Origin of the sequence: Ectorhizobium quercum (assembly GCF_026552795.1) — a bacterium.
Classification (GTDB): domain Bacteria; phylum Pseudomonadota; class Alphaproteobacteria; order Rhizobiales; family Rhizobiaceae; genus Ectorhizobium; species Ectorhizobium quercum.
Window position 1 is genome coordinate 337602 of record NZ_JANFPI010000005.1, and the last position, 21084, is coordinate 358685.

Annotated in this window: 13 protein-coding genes; 8 read left to right on the forward strand and 5 right to left on the reverse strand. The window is 63.0% G+C overall.

The window, feature by feature from the left end; all coding sequences use genetic code 11:
• Window positions 1-205 precede the first annotated feature (205 nt).
• Window positions 206-958, forward strand: a complete 753-nt coding sequence (locus NOF55_RS16675) for a DUF6030 family protein (RefSeq protein WP_306410194.1) — start codon at window positions 206-208, stop codon at window positions 956-958.
• On the opposite strand, the gene NOF55_RS16680 is transcribed toward NOF55_RS16675, so the two are convergent.
• From NOF55_RS16680 to NOF55_RS16700, 5 genes are read right to left on the reverse strand one after another with little or no spacing between them, the layout of a single operon-like run.
• The gene (locus tag NOF55_RS16680; RefSeq protein WP_306409961.1) at window positions 948-2234 is read right to left on the reverse strand and encodes a capsule polysaccharide biogenesis protein; all 1287 of its coding nucleotides are present in this window, start codon (window positions 2232-2234) and stop codon (window positions 948-950) included. The genes NOF55_RS16675 and NOF55_RS16680 overlap by 11 nt on opposite strands.
• On the reverse strand, window positions 2231-3820 hold the full coding sequence (locus NOF55_RS16685; protein WP_370868899.1) for an LTA synthase family protein: 1590 nt from the start codon (window positions 3818-3820) through the stop codon (window positions 2231-2233). Before NOF55_RS16685 ends, NOF55_RS16680 begins: the two co-directional genes overlap by 4 nt.
• 15 nt (window positions 3821-3835) lie before the next feature.
• On the reverse strand, window positions 3836-4627 hold the full coding sequence (locus tag NOF55_RS16690) for an SDR family oxidoreductase (protein WP_306409959.1): 792 nt from the start codon (window positions 4625-4627) through the stop codon (window positions 3836-3838).
• Window positions 4628-4655: 28 nt separating this feature from the next.
• The gene (locus tag NOF55_RS16695; RefSeq protein ID WP_306409958.1) at window positions 4656-6041 is read right to left on the reverse strand and encodes an aminotransferase class I/II-fold pyridoxal phosphate-dependent enzyme; all 1386 of its coding nucleotides are present in this window, start codon (window positions 6039-6041) and stop codon (window positions 4656-4658) included.
• A complete protein-coding gene (locus NOF55_RS16700; RefSeq protein WP_306409957.1) occupies window positions 6034-13476 on the reverse strand; it encodes a type I polyketide synthase in 7443 nt (2480 codons plus the stop codon). The genes NOF55_RS16695 and NOF55_RS16700 overlap by 8 nt, the downstream gene beginning before the upstream one ends.
• A 305-nt stretch (window positions 13477-13781) precedes the next feature.
• Between NOF55_RS16700 and NOF55_RS16705 the strand changes: the two genes are divergently transcribed.
• The 7 genes from NOF55_RS16705 (at window position 13782) to NOF55_RS16735 (ending at window position 21079) form a co-directional block, all read left to right on the forward strand.
• Window positions 13782-14963 carry a polysaccharide biosynthesis/export family protein gene (locus NOF55_RS16705; protein ID WP_306409956.1) on the forward strand — a complete coding sequence of 394 codons (1182 nt, stop codon included), beginning with the start codon at window positions 13782-13784 and terminating at the stop codon, window positions 14961-14963.
• Between the two features lie 136 nt (window positions 14964-15099).
• Window positions 15100-15951, forward strand: coding sequence for a class I SAM-dependent methyltransferase (locus NOF55_RS16710; RefSeq protein WP_306409955.1), 852 nt, complete (start codon window positions 15100-15102; stop codon window positions 15949-15951).
• Between the two features lies 1 nt (window position 15952).
• A complete protein-coding gene (locus NOF55_RS16715) occupies window positions 15953-17002 on the forward strand; it encodes a hypothetical protein (RefSeq protein WP_306409954.1) in 1050 nt (349 codons plus the stop codon).
• 213 nt (window positions 17003-17215) lie between these two features.
• On the forward strand, window positions 17216-18292 hold the full coding sequence (locus tag NOF55_RS16720) for a KpsE/RkpR family capsule polysaccharide export protein (RefSeq protein ID WP_306409953.1): 1077 nt from the start codon (window positions 17216-17218) through the stop codon (window positions 18290-18292).
• A gap of 9 nt (window positions 18293-18301) precedes the next feature.
• Complete coding sequence (locus NOF55_RS16725; RefSeq protein WP_306409952.1) at window positions 18302-18955, forward strand: ABC transporter ATP-binding protein; 654 nt, start codon at window positions 18302-18304, stop codon at window positions 18953-18955.
• A 37-nt stretch (window positions 18956-18992) separates the two neighbouring features.
• Window positions 18993-20255, forward strand: a complete 1263-nt coding sequence (locus NOF55_RS16730) for a KpsE/RkpR family capsule polysaccharide export protein (protein WP_306409951.1) — start codon at window positions 18993-18995, stop codon at window positions 20253-20255.
• The gene (locus tag NOF55_RS16735; protein ID WP_306409950.1) at window positions 20255-21079 is read left to right on the forward strand and encodes an ABC transporter permease; all 825 of its coding nucleotides are present in this window, start codon (window positions 20255-20257) and stop codon (window positions 21077-21079) included. The genes NOF55_RS16730 and NOF55_RS16735 overlap by 1 nt, the downstream gene beginning before the upstream one ends.
• Window positions 21080-21084 lie beyond the last annotated feature (5 nt).

Here is a 21084-nt window from a genome sequence, read left to right on the forward strand (position 1 = left end):
GGCCGATATATGCCGTACGCTTTATCCGGCGGCGCTTTCCCCGCCTTCCGCCCGTTGCGGCCATCGCTGCCCGCGCGGCAGCGTTCCGCGACCGATAGGCAGGCCATAAAATTTCCGATAAAAGCTGCCATATATCCACGTGGAACATGATCTCGCCTTTCCGATTCGTCGGGGCAGCCTTTGCAGGAGCGAAAGCGTGACCGACATGCCGGTCAGAAAGAACAGGGGTTTCTTCCTCGGCATGACGATGGCGATCGTGCTTGCGATCGCGGCGACCGTTCTTTTCGCCAACGACCGCCGCCACCTGAACGCGCTGCTCATCCACTACGGCATGATGGAACCGCCGCAGCCGCCCGAGGCGGCAAGCCAGAAACACGCGCGCGCCACGCCGCAAGCGGTCCCTCCCCCCAATGCGGTGGCCCTCTTTTCCGGTTCGGGAACCACGCCTTTCGCCCGCATGATCCATTTCCCGGCGCCGGAGATGTGCCGGCTCTTCAACGACCGGGGCTTTGTCGGAGAAGGATGGCACACGTCGCCGATGGCCGGCGAGGCGCAGGCCGAATGCACGGCGGAAAAGATGATCGGCACGGAGACGGAGGCCGGCGCGCCGGCCTCGCTCTTCGCCGTGGTGCGCGGCACGCAGCACGACGACATCAAGTCGCTGCGCGTCAAGATGATCGCACCGCAGACGGCGGAGGGAAATGCCGCGCGCAAGGAGATGGACGAGATTCTCGCCGATCTCATCGAGGCGACCGGCTGGAGCGACCTCACCCCGCTGCGCGAGCGGATCGCCCGGCTGGAGGACAATATCGACATGACCGATTCCAGCCTGTCCGTGACCTTCAGGCAGGAATATACCAACACCGACGCCTATAACCTGATCATCCGCCCGGCCAGCACCAATCCGGACGTGCGCCAGCTTCAGAAGCCGGCACGGCCCGGCGCCTTCAATCGATAAACAGCGCCGGCGGATATTTGGCCGGCTTGCGGCGCGGAACGCAACCGCTGTCGCCACCGGGCTGGTTGACCGTGCCGGACAGAAGCCGCCCGGCGATCGCCTCGGCCGCCGCCGTCGTGCCCGCATCCGAATAAAAATCGCCGCGCACCTGAATGGAGGCGGCCAGCAGCCGGTAGAAGGCCGATGTCAGCACCGGATCGGGCCTGTGCGGCGCCGTCCAGAACGCGTCAAGGGGGCGCTGTTCCGTCATGCCGGGAATGTCGTAGATCGCGGTTCCGAGAACCTTGGCCGGAATGCCGTCGCGCAGACCGTGCAGCGCGGCCGTCGAGTTGACGGTGACGATGCCTGAACAGCCCTCGAGCAGGGAGCCCAGGTCGCCGCCGCCGACATAATGCACCCGCCCGGCGATGCCGAGCCGCTGCGCCTTCTGCGCGATGACGCGTTTCCATGAAATCAGCCCGTTATCCAGCGGATGGACCTTGATCGCGAGCTGCGCGCAGGCCGGAGCATGGGCGGCGAAGGACGTCAGCACCGCGGCGATGGCCTGCTGCTGGCTGTTATAGGGCGAATGGGCGCGAAGCTGGAAATCCGTCTGCAATTGCAGCGGATAGACGAACCACGGCGCGCCGCCGGCTTTCAGCCCGGCAACCGTCGCCAGCGCCCGGGCATCACGCCGCCCCCGCGTGGCGAGTTGCACGATCCAGCCCGCATATTCCGCCAGGGGATGGAACAGCCCATGCCGGCGGTAATGCGGATAAAGGAAGGCGAGAAAGACGGATGGCAGGTTGTAGGCGAGGTCATAGAGCGCCTCGGCCAGAAAGCTATGGCCATAGAGGCGTGTTCGGTCCGGCTCCGGCAGGTTCCCGGCGGCGGCCAGAATGGCTTCGGGCTCGTTCGGAAAGTGCGAGTTCGAGGACATGCCGTCCCGTTCGACCGTCACCCAGTCCGGCCTCAGATATCCCATCTCGACGACGAACACCCCGACGCCCGCCGCGCGGGCCACCCGCACCGCCTCGGCATGGTAGGGCCGCTCCTCGCCGAGAAGAACGAGGGAGCCGATGGCCCGCTCCTCGATCACGCGGCGAATGAAGGCCCCCCACGCCTGCGCCCGCCCGCGATAGGCGATGGCGCCCCTGCGCCGCCAGAACAGGCTGTCGCCGGCATGAAGATTGATCCGCCAGCAGGCATGGCCGGCCGCCTCCAGCCGGTCGGCGATCTTGCCGAAAAGCGGCGAGGCCGGCCCTTGCAGGAACAGGAAAGCGGCCTTGCCGCTCATCGGAACTGTTCCTTGTAGAGATGCGAATGCCAGAGCAGGGTCTCGAACAGGTTCCACGGCGCCTCGACGCGGGCGCGGGTAGGCTTGTGGCCGTCCTCGCTCGCCCCGCCCAGCGGCACGATGAAATAGTCGGTGCGCGGATCGGGAAACGGATCGGCGAAACGCTTCAGAAGCGGTGCGTGGTCTCCGTAGAAGGTCAGCCAGACCGGCCGGTCGAGCTTGTCCAGCTCCTCGACCAGACGGCCGAGCGCGGCATCCGCCCGCCTCAGCAGTTCGCGGTAGATCTCGACGGAATCGGTCATGCCCTCGCAGCGGCCGGGGCCCCAGGGGCCGTGATTGGCCATCGAGGCCACGAACAGCAGCGCCGGCCTGTCATGATCGAGCGCCGCGGTGATTTCCAGCACCTTTTCCGTCAGCCGCATGTCCGACACGTAGGGGCCGTCGCGCTCCGGCACGTGATCGAAGGCGTCGAGCATGGTCATCTCGCTGAAGCCGAGCAGCGGCATGGCCTTGTTGCGGTGGAAGAAGGCGCTGTCGTAGGGATGGATGAAATGGGTCAGCCATCCCGCCTTGCGCAGCTTGGAAGGCCAGACGACATCCGAATAATGCGCCGCGCGCAGGTAAGGGTAGCTCGCATCCGCATGGACGTCCTCCGGCTGGAGGCCGCTCAGGACGGAAAATTCCGTGCGCAGGGTATAGCCGCCCTCGAACACGCTCGACATGCGGCCCCACTGGGCGGCACGCTTCTTCAGCACGTCGATGGTCGGCAGTTCGAGGTCTCTGTCGCCGACATTGCGCAGGTCGAGAAAAGATTCCGACTGCCAGATCACGATCAGCGGCGCGTCTTCCTCCTCATGCCCCCTCAGTTCCTGCAACACGTTCTGGATGCCGTGGGCGAGTTCGGCGACGATCGCCTCCCGCCGCATGCCGAGCCAGATCATGAAATGATACGCGACCGTGGCGAAGGTGCCGAAGCGCACGGTGTTGACGCGCACGTTCAGGGTCCGCAGCAGATGTTCCGCGATCCAGGCCGCTGCCTGCCCCACGGGGCGCACGAAGAGCAGGATGACAGGCAGCAGGGGCGCGGAAATGCCGACGACAATCCAGAAGAAACCGAAACGCGCCGGCAGGAGATGCGGCTCGAAGATCATGAACAGGGCGGAGACGCCGAACACATAGGAAAGCGCCGCGATCCAGAACAGGATATTCAGCCGCGTGGCGTAGAAGATCGTCTTGTACTTGAAGACGTCCATGACCAGCGCGATATCGGAAAACACCAGCGGCTCGCGGATGAAGATGAACTTGGCCCGCGAAATGCCGGTGAAGATCACGAAAAAGCTGATCGTGCCCGCCGCGCAATAGAGCGGCCGCCAGGAAATGGCGAAGAAGATCGAGAAGACGAACAGGATGATCGGCAGCCGTGCCGCCAGTTCCAGGGCCACGCGCGACGGCGTCCGCTCGATGCGCGATTCCCGCCGCACGCTTCGCGGCATGGCGAAGGGGTCGGTCAGATAGACGGCCAATGCGGAAACCGCAAAACATGCCGCGGTCAGCGCCACAGGATGTCCGTGCAACCCTTCAAGCATTACCATGCCACTCCGTTACGGGCGCCTGCCATGCGCCGTCCGCCGGTAGATCACCGGCTTGATGAAAGCGCCGAACAGCGCCAGCATCGTCAGTGCAAACCCGAAATGCACCTCCGCGCGCCCGCGATCAAGCCCCGTGACGATGCGCCGGGCGACAATGCCGGCTTTCCACGGCCGGAGCCCGCCCATGACGGCCTGCGCGGCAGCCGGCCTGAGGCGGATCTCCTGCTCGTATTGCGGCGTCCGCGTATCCGGCGGATAACAGATGCAGACGCTCACGCCGAAAGGCCGGGCCTCGGCCCGCAACGCCTCGGCAAAACCCTTGAGCGCCGATTTCGAGGCGCAATAGGCGGCATAGGCCGGAATGCCGATATGGGCGGCCGCCGACGAGACCAGCATGATCCGTCCCCGGCCCCTTGCCTTCATTCCGGCAAGGACCGCACGCGCGGCATGGACGGTGCCGAGGAAATTCACCCTGACCTGCTCCTCGAAAAGGCCCGGTGGCTGCTCGTCGAAAAAGCCGGGGTCGACCCGGCCGGCCGCGGTCACGAGAATGTCGCACGGCCCGAGCGCGGCTTCCGCCCCGGCGAGCGCGGCGGCGACCGACGCCTCGTCCGCGACATCGGCGGAAACGACATGGATGCGGGCCGCATTCTCCGGGCTTGCGGCCGCCAGATCGCGGCGCGCAGCCTCCAGCAAGCCGGTCCTGCGGGCCAGAAGCGTCACCGCATAACCGCGGGCGAGATAAAGACGGGCAATTTCCAGCCCGATCCCGCTGGAGCCGCCGGTGATGATCGCATGGGTCATGGCCGCGTCCTGCCGGTCCGTTCCTCCGTCAGGAAATGAACTTCGCCGCCTGGTGGATGTCGAGGGATCCGAGGCCGACCTTGCGGCGTTCCAGATCCTTCAGAATTTCCGTGGTGAGCGTGACCGCCCGGGTTATCTGCTCGGGCGTATGATCCGCCGTCAGGAAGAAGCGCAGGCGCGCCAGCCCCTCCTGCACGGCGGGATGAATGATCGGCAGGGCGTTCACGCCCGCCTCCAGCAGTTCGTTCGAAAGCTGGACGGCGCGCAGCGAGTCGCCGACGATGACCGGCACGACCGAATAGCCGGCGCTGGTTCCGACATTCAACCCCGCCTGCCGGGCGAGATCCAGGAACAGGTGGCCGTTGCGGCGCAGGGCTTCCACCCGTTCCCGCTCCTCCTTCAGCACATTGAGGCTGGCAAGCGCGGCAGCGGCCAGAACGGGAGCGAGCCCCACCGAATAGACGAAGCCGCCGGCTTCGGCCTTGAGAATCTCGATCAGCGCCCGGCTGCCGGCGATATAGCCACCGCAGCTCGACGCCGTCTTGGAAAGCGTTCCCATCCACAGGTCGACCGACGCCGGATCGATGCCGAAATGCTCGAAGGTGCCGCGCCCCGTCTTGCCCAGCACACCCAGCGCATGGGCCTCGTCCACCATCAGCCAGAAACCGTAGCGCGAGCGCAGCCGCACCAGTTCCGGCAGGTTGGCGATGTCGCCATCCATCGAATAGACGCCTTCGACGATGACGAGAACGCGGTCGAAATTGCCGGCGACGCCGGTCAGCACCTTTTCCAGATCGGCCGTGTCGTTGTGGCGGAAGAAACGGCGCGTCGCGCCGGAGAGCTTCACGCCCGCCAGAACGCTGTTGTGGATCAGTTCGTCGTGAACGACGAGATCCTTCGGGCCGACGAGGGTCGAAACGGTGGCGGCGTTGGTGAGATAGCCCGACACGAAACAGACCGCCGCTTCGGTTCCATAGACCTCGGCCAGACGCGTCTCGAGCTCGGTGTGCAGCGGGCGCTCGCCGGCCACCAGACGGCTGGCCGAGGCGGAGATGCCGAAGCGATCGATGGCGGCCTTCGCCGCCGCCGTCACTTTCGGATGGGTGTTGGCGCTAACATAATCGTAGGATGCGAAATTGACGAGCTCCTTGCCGCCGATGACGGTCGTCGCGCCCGCCGCACGCTCGTGGGAGCGGTAGAACGGATTCTCGACGCTGGCCATCACGCTGATCGCCTTATGGGCCATCAGCTTCTTGTATTCGGGCAGGTCCTCGAAGCGCTTCGGCGCCTTAACCACTTCGGGAGCCCGGCGGCGCATGCGCGCCATGCGGTTCTGCCCAGCCGATTCGTGGCGGCTGCGCCATGCGCCGAGCAGCTCCGCCGACCCGACTTCATCGTCCCTGTCATCAGCCATTATGGCCGGCCCCCTGTTCCGCTTCCGCGTTCATGTGCTTGCTTGCCAGCCCCTCGACAATGCTCCCCTCGAAAGCGGCGGCATCGTCGCCACCACCGCGCGCAGTCACCTTCTCATACAGCTTGCGAACGATATCCGCTACCGTCGCGCCGTCTCCCATGCCCGAAAGAGGGATGTCCACACCGGTTTTTTGCTGGAATCCGACGCCGAGCTCCATCGCCATCAGACTGTCGAGGCCGATATCCTTCAGCACCTTGTCCGCCGTCACGCTGTCCTCGGCGACCTTCAGGATCCCGGCGATCTCGCCGGCGAGGAAGCGATGCAGGATGGCCTGTGCCTCCTCCACGGACTTGCCGGCAACCAGCGCGGCAAGATCGATCTGCTCGCCGTCACCGCCCTGCTGGCCCGCACCGGCATTGCGCGGAATCGACGAGAACAGCGGCTGATCGGTGATCCTCAATGCCGAGGCGGCGCTCCAGTCAAGTTCCGCAACCATCACGATGGCCGCGTCGAGCCTGCCGGTGTCGCCGATCATACAGTGCTCGACGAAGGCCAGCGCGTCGCGCGCCCTGAGCGCCGACCGGCCGAGACGCTTCGACAGGATGTCGTTGACGCCGGTGTTGCGGGCAAGGAAGCCGGTATCGGCAATGGCGCCGAAGCCGACCGCCAGCGCCGGCAGGCCCGCCGCCCGGCGCGCCCGCGCCAGACCTTCGAGATAGCCGTTGGCGGCGACATAGTTGCCCTGGCCGGGATTGCCGATCATCGTGGTCGCCGAGGAAAACAGCAGGAACAGTTCCAGATCGTCCTCGCGCGTCAGACGGTCGAGAATCGACGCGCCGTCCGCCTTGACCGCGATGACCGGGCGATTGCGGTCGCGGTCGAGATTGGCGATCAGCGCGTCGTCGAGCACCATTGCCGCATGCAACACGCCCTTCAACGGGCCGATGGCCCTGAGCCGGGCGAGCAATGCGGCCACCGAAGCCTCGCTGGTCACATCGCAGGCATGAACGCTCGCCTCGACGCCGGCCGCCTTCCAGGCAGCAATGGCAGCGGCCGTTTCCTCGTCGGCGATGCCGCGCCGGGTGGCGAGCGCCACATGGGTCGCGCCGCGCCGGGCCAACCAGCCGGCGGCGGCCAGGCCGAAGCCCCCGATGCCGCCGGCCACCAGATAGACGCCCGCCGGCAATGCCAGCCTGCCGCCGGTGGCGATGCGCACCGGATCCCTGCCCGGCACCGGCGGCCGGACGACGATCTTGCCGATATGGCCGGCATTCTGCATCAGCCGGAACGCGCCTGACGTCTCGTCATGGCCGAAAGCCCGGAACGGAAGCGGCGTCAGCTTGCCCTCGGCAAAGAGCGCACCGATTTCATCGAAGATCCGGTGCGTCAGCGCAGGAGCCTTGACCAGCAACTGGTCGGCATCGATGCCGAAATAGGAAACGTTGCGGCGGAACGGCCTGAGCGCCAGCTTGCGGTCGGAATAATAGTCGCGCTTGCCGAGTTCGAGGAAGCGGCCGAACGGCTTGACCAGTTCGAAACTGCGCTCCATCGCCTCGGCGAAGAGCGAGTTGAGCACGAGATCGACACCCTCGCCGCCGGTGACGCGCAACACGTCGCCAACGAAATCCAGCGATCGGGAATCGAAGACATGATCGGCACCGAGCATGGCGAGGAAACGGCGCTTCTCCACCGTTCCCGCCGTGGCGATGACCGTCGCGCCCTTCAGCTTGGCGATCTGGAGCGCCGCCAGCCCGACACCGCCCGCCGCGCCGTGGATCAGGATCGTTTCGCCGGGCCGGATGCGGCCAAGCTCGACCATCGCGTACCAGGCCGTCAGGAAGGCGACCGGCACCGTGGCGGCGGCGGTCAGGTCCATGCCGTCCGGCAGGCGCATCAGGCCTTCGCGAGCGACCCTCATATGGGTGGAAAAGGCCTGCGGGCCGATCCCCATGACGCTTTCGCCGGGCACGACGTCGCTCACGCCCTCGCCGACCGCGACGACCGTGCCGGCCATTTCCATGCCGATGGTGGCGCCGGCAAAACCGTCTTCCAGCGCCTCTTCCGGCAGCAGGCCCATCGACCACATGACATCGCGGAAATTGAGCCCCGTGGCGGCCACCTTCACCACGACCTCGCCGGCCTTCGGTGCGGGCGGATCGCAGGCTTCCCAGACGATGCTGTCGACGCGGCCGTTCACCTGCTGGCGGATGGTCGCCGCCTCGAAATCCGACGTCGTGCGCAGCGAGACCGGCGCCGGCCCCGGAACGGCGCGGATGACCGAAAGCAGCCCCGTTTCGCGATCAAGCAGCCATTCGCGCTCCGCGCCCTTATAGGCGAGCAGGCGCGCGACCGCCTTTTCGGTGTGGCCGGATGCCGGATCGGCGTCGATCAGGAAGGCGTCGATCTCCTCATATTCGTTCTGCAAGGTGCGCACGAAGGTCCAGACACCACTTGCGACCGGATGCGTGCCGGCGGGCGAGCCGCCGGCGGCAACGATCACCAGCCGCGCCGGCTTGATGCCGCTGCCGGCCTGGGACCGGGCGCGGGTCGCCTCCGCGAAAGCGCTCAGAACCAGAATATGGTTCTGCAATTCCTCCGCACCTTCGCCCGCACGGGGGTGTGGCAGGGTGAAGACCGCCTGAACCGGCTCCTCGCTCCAGCTTTCGAAGGCTTTCGCGAAAACCGCAGCGCCGGTGTCGGGTGCATAGGGCACGCCGAGGAATTCGGCACCGGCCAAGGCAAGCGGCGCGACCCCTTCGGGGAGGATCTGCAACACCGTGCCGAAAGGCGCAGGTTCGACAGGCGCCTCCACCGCAGGCGCCGGCGCGGCGGCCTCGATCGAAAGAAGGCTGCCTTCCGCCGAATCGTTGAGCGCCACATGGGTCTCGGAAAAGCCAAGTTCCTTGAGCATGTCCTCCCACTGGGAGGGCGATGCGAAACGGCCCAGCGGGAATTCCGGCGACGCGCTTTCGGCGAACCAGTCTTCGGTGAGCCCGAAGACGAAATCGGCAAGGCCGGAAGACGGCTGTTCGGCCGCGACAAGGGAACCGCCGGATGCGGCGACCGCCCGCAGGGCCTCGTGCAGAATGCCGCCGCCGCGCAGGCCGGCATGGAGCGAACCGCTGGCGCTGACGGCGAAATCGGCACCTTCGGCCACCGTCGCGGCATCGAATGCCGGCACGGACACCATAGGATTGCGCTCAAAAGCCAACTCGAGGGTGCGGCGCAGATGATCGGACGGCTCCAGAATGATAAGCCGCGCTCCCTTGCGCGCCGCCATATCCGCAAGCCGCGCGCTGAAGGCCACCGAAACGGCCCCCGCCTCCAGAATGGTGAAAGCCGAGCTGGGCGTAACGGTCTCGAGAACGCGGGCGGCGGCCTGCAAGACAAGGTCGTTTCGCAGGCGGCCAAGCGGCATATGGTGACGCGCGTGGTCCAGCGTCGCTTCGCTGAGGAACCGTGTCCCCTCTTCGCGTTCACCACCGGCCCGCGCAAGGCGCGCCAGTGTTTCGAGATAGACGTCGTTGACCAGAACCGCCTCGGCGACCCGGCCGGGGAAGCGGCGATAGACTTCGCGCAGCAGAACGGCAAGCTCCGGCAGGCCGCTTTCGGCTGGCACGGACCAGCCCTCACCGTCGAAGGCTGCAAGGCCGCCATCCTCCAGTGTGTAGAAGCAGCTTGCAAGGAAGCAGGCGAAGGCGCGGTCGTCCGGAAGCCGCGCCAGATCGATGCGGCCCGCGCTGCCGGAAAGCGCCATCGCGATATCGTGGCAGGCCCGATGCACGGCGGCGTCGATCAGAAGCGTCGCCTCGCCCGGCTCTTCGGCGTCGCATGCCGGAACGAGGCCGGTCGGCAGGACGGCGCGTGCGGGAGGGCCGGCCACATAGCCGTTCGCCACGGTCTCGTAGTGAAAGGAGACCGTTTCCAGCGTGTTATGCTGGCGCAACCAGGTGCGGCGGAAACGGCAATCGTCGAGCGCCACGACCAGCGTGCCGTCCTCGGCCAGGAGTTCGAAGCGCGCCTTGAGGCTGTTCGGGCTGAAGCGCTGGATTTCAATGACCGCGCGGACGATTTCCTTGCCGGCGGCCGCCGTGCGGATCGCGCCGAAACGCACGGGAATATAGGGCGCTCCATCGGCATCGCCCGTCAGGCGGCCGAACAGGGCAACCAGGCCGTGGAAGGCGGCGTCGATGGAAATCGGATTGAGATCGTAGGAGAGATACGGATGCGCCGGCGCGGGCGGGCTCTTCAGATCCACGACAAGGTGGCGCTCGCCGAACAGTTCGGCGCGCGACAGGAGTTGGAAACTCTCCGCATAGTCGAGGCCGAAACGGCGGGCCGTTTCATAGGCCTCCTCCGCACGGATTTCATGTGCCTTGCCGAACGGCACCACGTTCAGTTCGTGCTTGCGCGACAGGCCGGCGGAAACGCGGCTGCGGGCCGTCGCATGCACGGTCCAGCCGTCCTCGCTCATATATTCGCGCGACGCGATCTCGATCAGGCCGGTTTCCGGCGATATCCGCGTCGACACTTCGGCAATGCGTGTGTCGCGCAGGTCCAACGGGCGGAAAATCTCCAGGTTGGTGATTTCCACTTCTGCGGCACCATAATAGCGGCGGGCGGCCTGGACAGCGATCTCGATATAGGCGCTGCCGGGCATGATCGGCTTGCCGTCGACGACGTGGCCGGCCAGATCCGGCAGAAGCAGCGCGTCAATATGGTTTTTCCAGACCGATGCCCGCGGGTCGGCGCGCCAGCCGAGGAGCGTGTAGGGCGCCTCGACCAGATCGCGGCCATAGACATTGATGCCGTCCGAGGTCTTCTGCGTGCGGCATTCCCGGTTCTCGAACGGCAGAGGCGGCAGATCCACGCCGTAAATGCGGGCACGGCCGCGGCTACAGGGATCGGCGCCATGAGCCACCGCACGTACCACCGAGCGCTCGACCGGGTCGTCGCCCTCGCCCGACCCCGGACGCAGCAGCGTCGGGATCACGGCAACGGCGGCGGATGCCTGCTTCGCCGTTTCCGACATATAGCCGGACAGGATCGGGCGCGGCGCGATCTCCATAAAGAGGTTGCAGCCGAGGTTCAGCGCCGCCGAAATGCCGGCCTCGAAGGCGACCGGTTCGCGAACGTTGCGCCACCAGTATCCGGCGTCGAGTCCAGCGCCGTCCAGAACCGTGCCCGTGACGGTGGAGACATAGGCCGTGTGGCTGCTCATCGGCGAGATCGCCGGAATCTCGGAAAGGAAGGCTTCCCTCTCCCGATCGATCACCGGATGATGGAACGGATAGTCGATATCGAGAACATGGACGACGATTCGCGACGCCTGGGCATGTTTCTTAAACGCCCTAATCTCTTCGACGGGGCCGGAAATCGTCACGGAATTATGGGCATTGACCGCCGCGACATGAATGCCGGCAAGGCCGTGCGACGCCGCGAAGGCCACAGCCGCCTTCTCCGGCATGACCACGGCCGCCATCGTGCCAGCACCGGCCAGCGCATGCTGATGACACGAGCGCACCGCCACCACCGTCGCGGCATCGGCCGCCGAAAGAATGCCGGCGGCATAGGCGGCCGCCACTTCGCCGACTGAATGGCCGAAGACCACGTCCGGCCTGACGCCGCGCGAGGCGAGGCAATCGGTGAGAGCGGCCTGGATCGCAAAAAGTAGCGGCTGTGCGACGCGCGCATCCCGCAGCGATGCCGCAAGATCCGCCGAGTGGAGAAGCTCCACCATATTTCCTCCCGTCCGTTCGGAAAACAGCGCGGAAAGCGCGTCGAAGCGGGTGCGGAACTCTTCATTCTCACGATAGGCGTCGAGCCCCATGCCGGCCCATTGCGAACCGTTTCCGGCATAGACGAAGGCCGTCTTCACGGATTTCGCCGGCGCCTCGCCGGTCTCGCCCCTGCCCGCCGCGGCACCGGAGAGATGGGTTTCGATCGCCTCGGCGATATCCGCAGCGTTGCGGCCGGAAACGGCGAAGCGGTGCCTCAGGGCCGCACGGTTGCGCGTGGCGGAGACGATCCGGGCGCCTTCGGCCTGCGACGAGGAGGACAGATGCGCCGCATACCCCTGCAACAATTGCCCGAGCGCCGTCTGCGTATGAGCACTGACCATGAAGAGGCCGCCGTCGTCGGCCACGACAGGCTTTTCGCGGGCCGGCGGATCGGAAACGACCACATGAACATTAGTGCCGCCGAAACCGAAGGAGTTGATGCCGGCCAGACGCGGTTCGGCACCGCGCGCAAGCGGACGGCCCGATATCGCAACCTCGACGTTCATGCCCTCGAAATCGATGTCCTCGTTGAGGACCTCGGCATGCAGGGATGCCGGCAGATAATCGTTCTCCAGCGCCAGAATCACCTTGATGAGACTGAGGATGCCGGAGGCCGGCTCGGCGTGACCGATGTTGGTCTTGATCGAGCCGATCGGCAGGACGTCGCGTCGCCTCTTGCCGAGAACCTCGCCGATGGCCCAAACTTCCGCCGGATCCCCGACCCGGGTGCCCGTTCCGTGCCCCTCGATGAAGGCAAGCTGCGCCGGATCGATTCCCCGGCCCTCGTAGATCGAACGCAGGAGTTCCGCCTGTGCTTCGCGCGACGGCAGGGAGATGCCATTGGTGCGGCCGGCGGAGTTCATGCCCGCAGCCACAAGGGTGGCACGGCTGCGCCCGCCTTCGGCAGCGACACGATCCGAACGGCGCAGGATGACGACGCCGCCGCCTTCCGCCCTCACATAGCCCTCTCCGTTCTGGCCATAGGCCCGGCACAGGCCTTCGGGCGACAGCATGCGCGCCTGCGAGAAGCCGATGAACGAGAACGGGTGCAGCAGGAGATTGACGCCCCCGACAATGGCCGTGTCAATGTCGCCGTCACGAAGCGCACGCTCTGCCTGCGCCAGAGCGACGAGCGAGGACGAGCAGGCCGTGTCGATCGTCATGCTCGGGCCGCTCAGGCCGAAAATGTGCGAGATACGGTTGGCGATGATCGACAGCGTGTTGCCGGTCATGAAATAGGGACCGCCGGAGGCCGGATCCTCTATATAGAGATTGCCGTTATCGAGGCCCGACGAGCCGACATAGACCCCGACCCGCTCGCCCTGAAGATCGCCCTGCGCGATGCCAGCATCCTCCAGAGCGCGCCAGACGAGCTGCAACAGGATGCGCTGCTGCGGGTCCATATAGGAGGCCTCGCGCACCGATAGACCGAAAACGGCGGGATCGAAGTCGTAGACATTGTCCAACACGCCGGCGGCGAACGTGTATGCCTTGCCCGGCGTTCCACGTACGGGGTGCCAGAAGCGGGCTTTATCCCATCGCTCATCCGGAATCGTGGTGACTGCGCAGACCTCGTTCCGCAACAGTTCAAACAATTGCTCAGGGCTACCTGCGGACGGGACACAACAGGCGCGACCCAGTATTTCAATCGTCATTCAGACCCACTTTCAACGCCCGAGGCCAGGACCGATCAAGGCCGACACCCCTTAAAACCTGCCATTCAGACGAAACACATGGCAAGAAAAAGGCCGTAGCACGTGTGTTATGATTATGCACCAATACGGAAATTTAGACTTATCGCAAGCGTTTGGGTAGCCCCTTGGATAAAGGTTCCCCCGTCAAATGCAGAGGTGACATGCGATCCAAAATTTTGTAACCCAGCAGTCGCGGTGCAGCTGATTGTTAACCGTTTCTTGCTAGGGGGTGGGTGCTGCCTTGGCGTAGAGTATATGGAGTGGCCGTGAAAAAGACTGGCGTTCTGATTGTCGGGCTCGCCCTGACTTCATGCAAAAACCTGCCGGGCGACGGTCCGCTTGCTTCCGATATCGCAGAACAGTCCCGGCAGTCCGTGGTCAGCCAGTCTGCCGCGCGATCCAATGTCGTTTTCGACATCGTCGATATCGATACGCGGTCCGCAAATCTGATCTCGAACTACGACGGCAAGCTGCTCCAGCGCCGATTCGGCCTTGGCGGCGGCGTGAAACGACCCGTCATCGGCGTCGGCGACCAACTCAAGATCACGATTTTCGAAGCGGGCTCGGACGGTCTCTTCTCCACCGGCGACACCAAACAGGCCACTCTCGACATAATCGTCCAGCCGGACGGCAAGGCGGCCATACCCTATGCCGGTCTCGTCACATTCGCGGGCAAGACCCTCGAACAGGCGCGCCAGAGCATTCTGGAGGCCCTGGCCAACAAGGCCGTGGAGCCGGACGTCATCATCAACTCGGTCGGAACTGCGTCTCGAAATGTGACAATTTCCGGTGCCGTGAACTCGCCGGCCGTCGTTCCGCTGAGTCTCGTCTCCGAAACGATCATGGAAACCCTGGCGAAAGCCGGCGGCCCCGCGGCCCAGCCGTATGAGAGCTACATCACCCTGACGCGCAACAGGAGGACCGGAACGGTCCTCCTGAAGACCCTGATCGATAATCCCCAGGAAAATATCTACGTCCAGCCGGGCGACCAGATTTTCGTAACGCGGGAGCCGCGCACCTTTACGGTCCTGGGCGCAGTGAAGACCAATAACAGGATCGAGTTCGGCGCAAACGACCTGAACCTGCTTGAAGGCGTCGCAATGGCCGGAGGCGGAGCCGCTGAAGTCAGCGACATGCGCGGTTATTTCGTCTTCCGCTATGAAGAACCCGATATCGTGATGGACCTTCTCGGCCGGCAACGCTTCAACGAACTGCTGAGCAAGGGCATGACGTCCGACAAGCAAGGACGATATCCGATCGTCTACCGCTTCGACATGACCAAGGCCGGCAGCCTGCTCACAGGGCAAACCTTTCCCGTCAAGAATCGCGATATCATATACGCGTCGCGCCACCCGAGCGTCGATTTCGTCAAGTTCATGAACATCGTCGCACGCCCGATCGGCATCGCCGCCTCCACGACGGGCCTCTACCTGGACGTAACAGACTGAGAACAGCCATACGCTGATAATACGCTTTTATTTCAATATGTTGCCGGCAGGCAATCTATGGCAAGGTTGCATTCGGAATGGGCGGCCATTATAACGGCCCATCAGGCGATACATGACATGAATGATGGGAAATATCATGCGGCTCTTCCAGAAATTCTTCGGGCGTAGTCCGAGTACGGAGCAGCCGGAAAGCGATGGCTTTTTCGATCAGTACTGTCACGATCTCCCCAGCCACCAAAACGCGGTCGATATTCTGCCCGGATGGAATTCCGCCTTTCCGGGTCCCCTTCCATTGCAGGCCGGCAACCATGCGCTTTTTGCAGATCCGCGCATAGTCTGGGCGATCAAGCAGGCCGGCCCCATTGAAAATCGCAAGGTGCTGGAAATCGGCCCGCTTGAGGGCATGCACACCTACATGCTCAACAAACACCGGCCCGCTTCCATCGACGCCGTCGAAGCCAACAAGCAATGTTTTCTGCGGTGTCTCGTGACCAAGGAAATCCTGGGTATGGAACGGGCTCATTTCTATCTGGGCGATGCTCTGAAATGGCTCGAATCGGAAGAACGGCACTACGATCTGGCCGTGGCTTCCGGCGTTCTTTATCACATGGCCGATCCAGGTTATTTCCTCTCCCAGCTGACACGCCGCTGCGACCAGCTTTTCATCTGGACACATTATTTCGATGAAACGGTGATGCAGGCCGACGATCCGCGCCGCAAAGCGTTCAACGGCAATGTCGAGACGCGCACTTTCGCCGGTGTTCCAGTTCGTTATTATGAGCGCCACTATTTCAACGCCAATGCCACGAAGGAATTCTGCGGCGGCATGAAAGACCGCCACTACTGGATGCATAGGGACGACATCCTGAAATTGATCCAATCTCTGGGCTTCGGCGACATCAGCATCACTCAGGAAGATCCCAACCATTCGGGTGGCCCATGCTTCTGTCTTTTTGCGAAGCGTGATGCCCTAGCGAAACAGGCCTGATTTGCTCTTCAACATCCAACGTGACAGCGGCGATCTTGTTGAGGGATACCTTATCCCGGATGGATTTTCCGATGTGCCCGTTGTTCTGGTGTCGGACGATGAAGGACGCATTGCCGAAGTCGAATGCGATCAATTGCACAGCGCGGTTGTGGCGTCCGGACGCCACAAGACAGGGCTCGTCGGCTTCAAACTCACGGACGGGAATGTTCCGGGACTGAAGAGCCGCTCGAAACTCTTTCTTCAGGACGCCAAATCGGGGCTCCTCATTTATCGCCGACCGCTGCCGTCCGGGCAAATCAACAGGAAGGTCGTGCGGATTGAAACGCAGCTCGTGCCGCATGTCGCGCTCGACCGCGAAATGAAGCATCATTTCCAATACGTGCTCCCTTCCATCGAGCGCTACGGCCATGAAACGACCTTGCAGGTCTTCCTCCTCGACAAACTCCAATCGATCTACCTGAGCGGCCGCTTGCAGGTACGCAATCATCAGGACTTTTTCGACAAGGGTTTTGTCGGCGTCGCGCTTCTCACCGATCCCTATTACGAGATGGCAATCCGCCTCGCCACGCTGAAACTCTGTTCAACAACGAAGCCCACCTTCCTCGGAGAGCGCGATTTAATGTCGCTTTCGCCGGCCATCGCCTATTTCAGCACGATCGACCTTCAGAACACAGACACGATCGAGAAGGCCCTCAAGAAGGCTCCGGCGCGCGTGCGAACCGTCCTGATGTCGCCGACCACCCGGCAATTCGCCTGTGCCGATGCCGAGCAACCTGCGACGCGACGGGACATCGCCGCGGCAATGGACATCATTTCCCGCTTCGAGGTTATCGGGCATATTAATGACACACTTTCATTCGCTTCGTCCTTGGGAGAACTGCTGAACATCGACATGGACAGGATACCGATTTTGCAACGTAACGGGGCGATCAACCGGATCGCTGTCGAACTCCAGACGCTTGCGGTGGCGGAATCCTATCTGGAGGATGATCTCATTCTCGACTACTACGTGCGCAAGGCGATTGACGACGCCGCTGCAAAAAAGAGCTGACAGACGGAACGCCGAACCATGACCGAAACCGACACCAGGGAGGCTAAAGCCGAATTGCCGGTTCGTCCGCGCAATGGATTGATCAACAGATTGCTGCGTCAGGCCTCCCCTCTTCAGCGGAGCAGCCGCGACGAGGTTGCACTCGACATAGAACCGCTGCGGCCGACGCCGAAAGAACAAACCGGACCAAAAACCAGTTCGCGCATGCCCTTCATGCTCATAAGCTTCGTCGTCACCGTCATTCTGCCATTTGTCGCCAGCATACTCTATTTCGCCTTCATCGCATCGGACCAGTATATTGCCGAAACCCGCTTCGCCGTACGCTCTCTTGCGGAAGGGCAAAACAGCGATTCCGTCGACAGCAGCATCCTGTCGATGAGCACGATGCCCCAGGACGGCTTCATCGTCACCAACTTCATACACTCATCCGAAATTCTCGACAGGCTGGAAAACAAGATCAACTACCGCCGCATGTTCACGCAGGACGGCATCGACTACCTTTCGCGTTTCGACAAGGACGAATCGAAAGAGCGCTTCCTGAAATACTGGGCCAATCAGGTGATGACCTATATCGACGGTCCCTCGGGCATCATCACGCTCAAGACCCGCACATTCTCGCCGGACGATTCCAAGGCTCTGGCTTCCGCCATCCTCGTGGAAAGCGAGGCGCTGATCAACGAGCTTTCAGAGCGCGCCCAACGGGACATGATCGCCCGCTTCAGAGCCGAACTGGACAGGACAACCGGGCATTATCGCGCGGCGCTTGAAGCCATGAGGTCATTCCAGAACGCATCCGGCCTGCTGACCCCCGAAGCCCGCGCGACGGAAACCGGCACGCTGCTGACGGGGCTTCTCGCACAAAAGCTCGAGCTTGAGACGCGCCTCTTCGTCCTGAAAGAATCGAATGCGGAATCCTCCCCTGCCCACCAGCAACTCGTGCTGGCCAGCCAGAACCTGGAGATCCAGATCGACAAATTGAAGCAGGATCTGGCCGGCGACTCCGATTCCGCCGCCAATGTCGCCAGCGTCATCCGGGATTTCTCGCGGATCGAGACCGACCGCCGGGTGGCCGAAAGTCTCTACGAAGCCGCCCGAAAGAACCTCGAAATGGCGCAGGCTGAGGCCTTGCGCAAAGGCCTGTACCTCGTGGTGTTCGTGCCGCCGACCGTGCCGGAGGAATCGCTTTACCCCCACCGGGTATCGACGCCCCTGCTGCTGCTGCTGGCACTGGCTGTCGCCTGGCTGACCGGAGCCCTCATGTGGGCCTCGATCGAAGACCACAAGCTTTGAGGAGGCCGGATGATCCGTTTCAAGAACGTCTCCAAGCACTTCAAGACGGAAGGGCACAAGAAGATCATCCTCGACTGTTGCAACATCGAGTTCATGTCGGGCTACTCCTATGCGCTTCTGGGCGTGAACGGTGCTGGGAAATCCACCACCATGAAGATGATCGCCGGCTCCGCGCTGCCGAACTCGGGCCGGATCATCAAGGACCTGCGCGTGTCCTGGCCCCTTGGCTTTGCCGGCGGATTCCACCCGCAAATGACGGGCCGGGACAATCTCGCCTTCGTCGCCCGCGCCTATGGCGAGGACGTTCGCCGCGTTTCGAGCTTCGTGGAGGATTTCGCGGAACTCGGCGACTACATCAACGCTCCCGTACGCACCTACTCGTCCGGCATGATGGCCCGCCTCGCTTTCGGTCTGTCGATGGCGGTCGAATTCGATTGCTACCTCGTCGACGAGATCACGGCCGTCGGTGACGCCCGCTTTCAGAGACGGTGCAGGGAGGCCTTCGAAGGCCGCCGGAAAAACTCGGACATCATCATGATTTCACACAGTATGTCGACGATCAGCACCTATTGCGACAAGGGAATCGTGCTCGTGGACGGCCAGATGCTGTTGTTTGACAAAGTCGTCGACGCCATCGAAACTTACTATCGCCTGAATCGCTGATCAATTTTCCCGCGGACGGAAGCCGAAAATCGAAACCATGACGAATCTCGATCAGGACATACGGAAACCCTCGGCTCTCGAAAAGAGCCGGCAGGCGGCGAAAGCCCTGTCGGCAACCGCGCGCAAGCTCCGCTTTTCAACATCCAATCGCAGCGATCTCTACAAGGCTGTCGGCCTTCGCCCGCGTCTCATCGATCGCGTTTTTCGCTGGGCTTTCATGATCAACACGCTCGTCGTGCTGATATTGCCCGTCATCGCCTCGTTTCTCTATTTCGGCGTGATCGCCTCCGATCAGTACCGGTCGGAAACCCGTTTTGTCGTACGCACCTCGACCCCCGCGATCGGCACGGATCAGCTCGGCAAAGTAACCGGATTGCCCTCCGCGAAGATCGTACAGGATACGCAGATCGTTACGAACTTCATCCATAGCCGCTCCATGCTCGAAGAGCTTGAGGAGGCGATGGATCTGCGCAGCCGCTTCATGCGTCCGGACATAGACCGACCGGCCCGGCTGAAACCGGATGCCACCTATGAGGAGTTGCTGGATTATTGGGACGGCATGGTCAAGACCTCGATCAGCCCGTCGAGCGGCATCATCACCGTGACGGTCAACGCCTTTTCCGCCGAGGATGCGCGCGACATCGCGACGGAGATCACCCGGTCTTCGGAAAGGATGATCAATCAGCTCAGCGACCGCATCTGGCAGGATGTGACCGGGACGGCAAAGGTCAATCTGGACCGGGCGACCGAAAAGCTTCAGGAGGTGCGCGCGCGCGTCGCCTCGCAGCAAAACGAAAGCGGCGTCCTGACTGTCGAAAGTTCCTCCCTCATGCTCTCGTCCCTGCTGACCAAGCTTCAACAGGAAAAGATCGCACTTGAACAATCCTATGCGGTGAGGCTCGAAAGCATCGCCAGGACTGCTCCGCAGATGAAGGTTCTCGCCCGCGAGATTGAAAGCAAGCAAGCCCAGATCGAGGATCTGCAGCGCCAGATCGCCAGCCCCGATGCCGGTGAAGGAAAAAATCTGGCAAGCGTTTCCGCCCAGCTTTCGAACCTCCAGTTCGAGACGCGCCTCGCCGAGGAACAGTTCGCGGCAAGCGTGCGAACCTTCGAGCAGGTCCAGTTCATGAGCAAGCAGCAGTTGATGTACCTCGACAGCTTTCTCCCGCCCAGCCTGCCCGACGACGCGCTCTTTCCTCGTCGCGGGCTCTGGATGGGGATGACCGTGCTCGGCTCTTTCTTCCTCTGGCTGGCCATGACCGGCATCATGAAGCTGGTCAAAAGCAAGGTCGACGTCTGATGACGCGGACGATCACGCAATATGATGCCAGCAAGAATCCGCGCTCGATTCGTTACGCACTGACGCAGAAGGGCCATGTCATGCAGGCCGTGATCCTGCGCGACGTTCGCACACGCTTCTTCAATCACGGCCTGGGTTTCCTGCTCGTGCCGCTATGGCCGCTGGCGCACATGTTCATATTGCTGCTCATCTACACGTTCATGGGCAGAAAGGCGCCCTTCGGCGACAGCCTGCGCCTGTTTTTTGCAACCGGCCTTCTACCTTGCCTCACCTTCATGTACGTATCCCGCTTCATGGCGCTGTCCATCGTGATGAACCGCCCCATGCTGGCCATACCGGCGGTAAAGGTGCTCGACATCCTGTTCGCCCGGGCCTTTCTGGAGATCATCGGGGCTTTCATGACTGTCCTGCTGACATTCCTGATTCTTCTTGCCCTCGGCGACAATCCGTTCCCCCACGATTGGGAGCAGGCCGCACTGGCATTTCTATCAACCATTCTGCTGGCAATCGGCATGGGCGTTCTGGCAGGCGTCATCACCTCTCTGTTTGCTTTCTTCGCCACCGTCTATGCGCTGTCTCTCATTCTCGTCTACATCATGTCCGGAACACTCTTTGTGGTCGCCGCCCTCCCCGCTCAGGTGGCCTATGCTCTGTCCTGGAATCCGGTCATGCATTCCGTCGAATGGATGCGCTCGGCATTCTATCCGTCCTACAGCAGTCCGGTGCTGGACAAGTATTATCTCCTGTCATTCGGACTGGGGGCACTTTGCAGCGGTCTCGTGCTCGAAAGAATCGTTCGCCGTATCGCTCTGGAAGGAAAGTAGACTTG

Coding starts and splice junctions, on each gene's coding strand:
- NOF55_RS16710 (WP_306409955.1), top strand. CDS start 15,100: ATGCGGCTCTTCCAGAAATTCTTCGGGCGTAGTCCGAGTACGGAGCAG.
- NOF55_RS16725 (WP_306409952.1), top strand. CDS start 18,302: ATGATCCGTTTCAAGAACGTCTCCAAGCACTTCAAGACGGAAGGGCAC.
- NOF55_RS16685 (WP_370868899.1), bottom strand. CDS start 3,820: ATGCTTGAAGGGTTGCACGGACATCCTGTGGCGCTGACCGCGGCATGT.
- NOF55_RS16695 (WP_306409958.1), bottom strand. CDS start 6,041: ATGGCTGATGACAGGGACGATGAAGTCGGGTCGGCGGAGCTGCTCGGC.
- NOF55_RS16700 (WP_306409957.1), bottom strand. CDS start 13,476: ATGACGATTGAAATACTGGGTCGCGCCTGTTGTGTCCCGTCCGCAGGT.
- NOF55_RS16730 (WP_306409951.1), top strand. CDS start 18,993: ATGACGAATCTCGATCAGGACATACGGAAACCCTCGGCTCTCGAAAAG.
- NOF55_RS16735 (WP_306409950.1), top strand. CDS start 20,255: ATGACGCGGACGATCACGCAATATGATGCCAGCAAGAATCCGCGCTCG.
- NOF55_RS16690 (WP_306409959.1), bottom strand. CDS start 4,627: ATGACCCATGCGATCATCACCGGCGGCTCCAGCGGGATCGGGCTGGAA.
- NOF55_RS16720 (WP_306409953.1), top strand. CDS start 17,216: ATGCTCATAAGCTTCGTCGTCACCGTCATTCTGCCATTTGTCGCCAGC.
- NOF55_RS16675 (WP_306410194.1), top strand. CDS start 206: ATGCCGGTCAGAAAGAACAGGGGTTTCTTCCTCGGCATGACGATGGCG.
- NOF55_RS16680 (WP_306409961.1), bottom strand. CDS start 2,234: ATGAGCGGCAAGGCCGCTTTCCTGTTCCTGCAAGGGCCGGCCTCGCCG.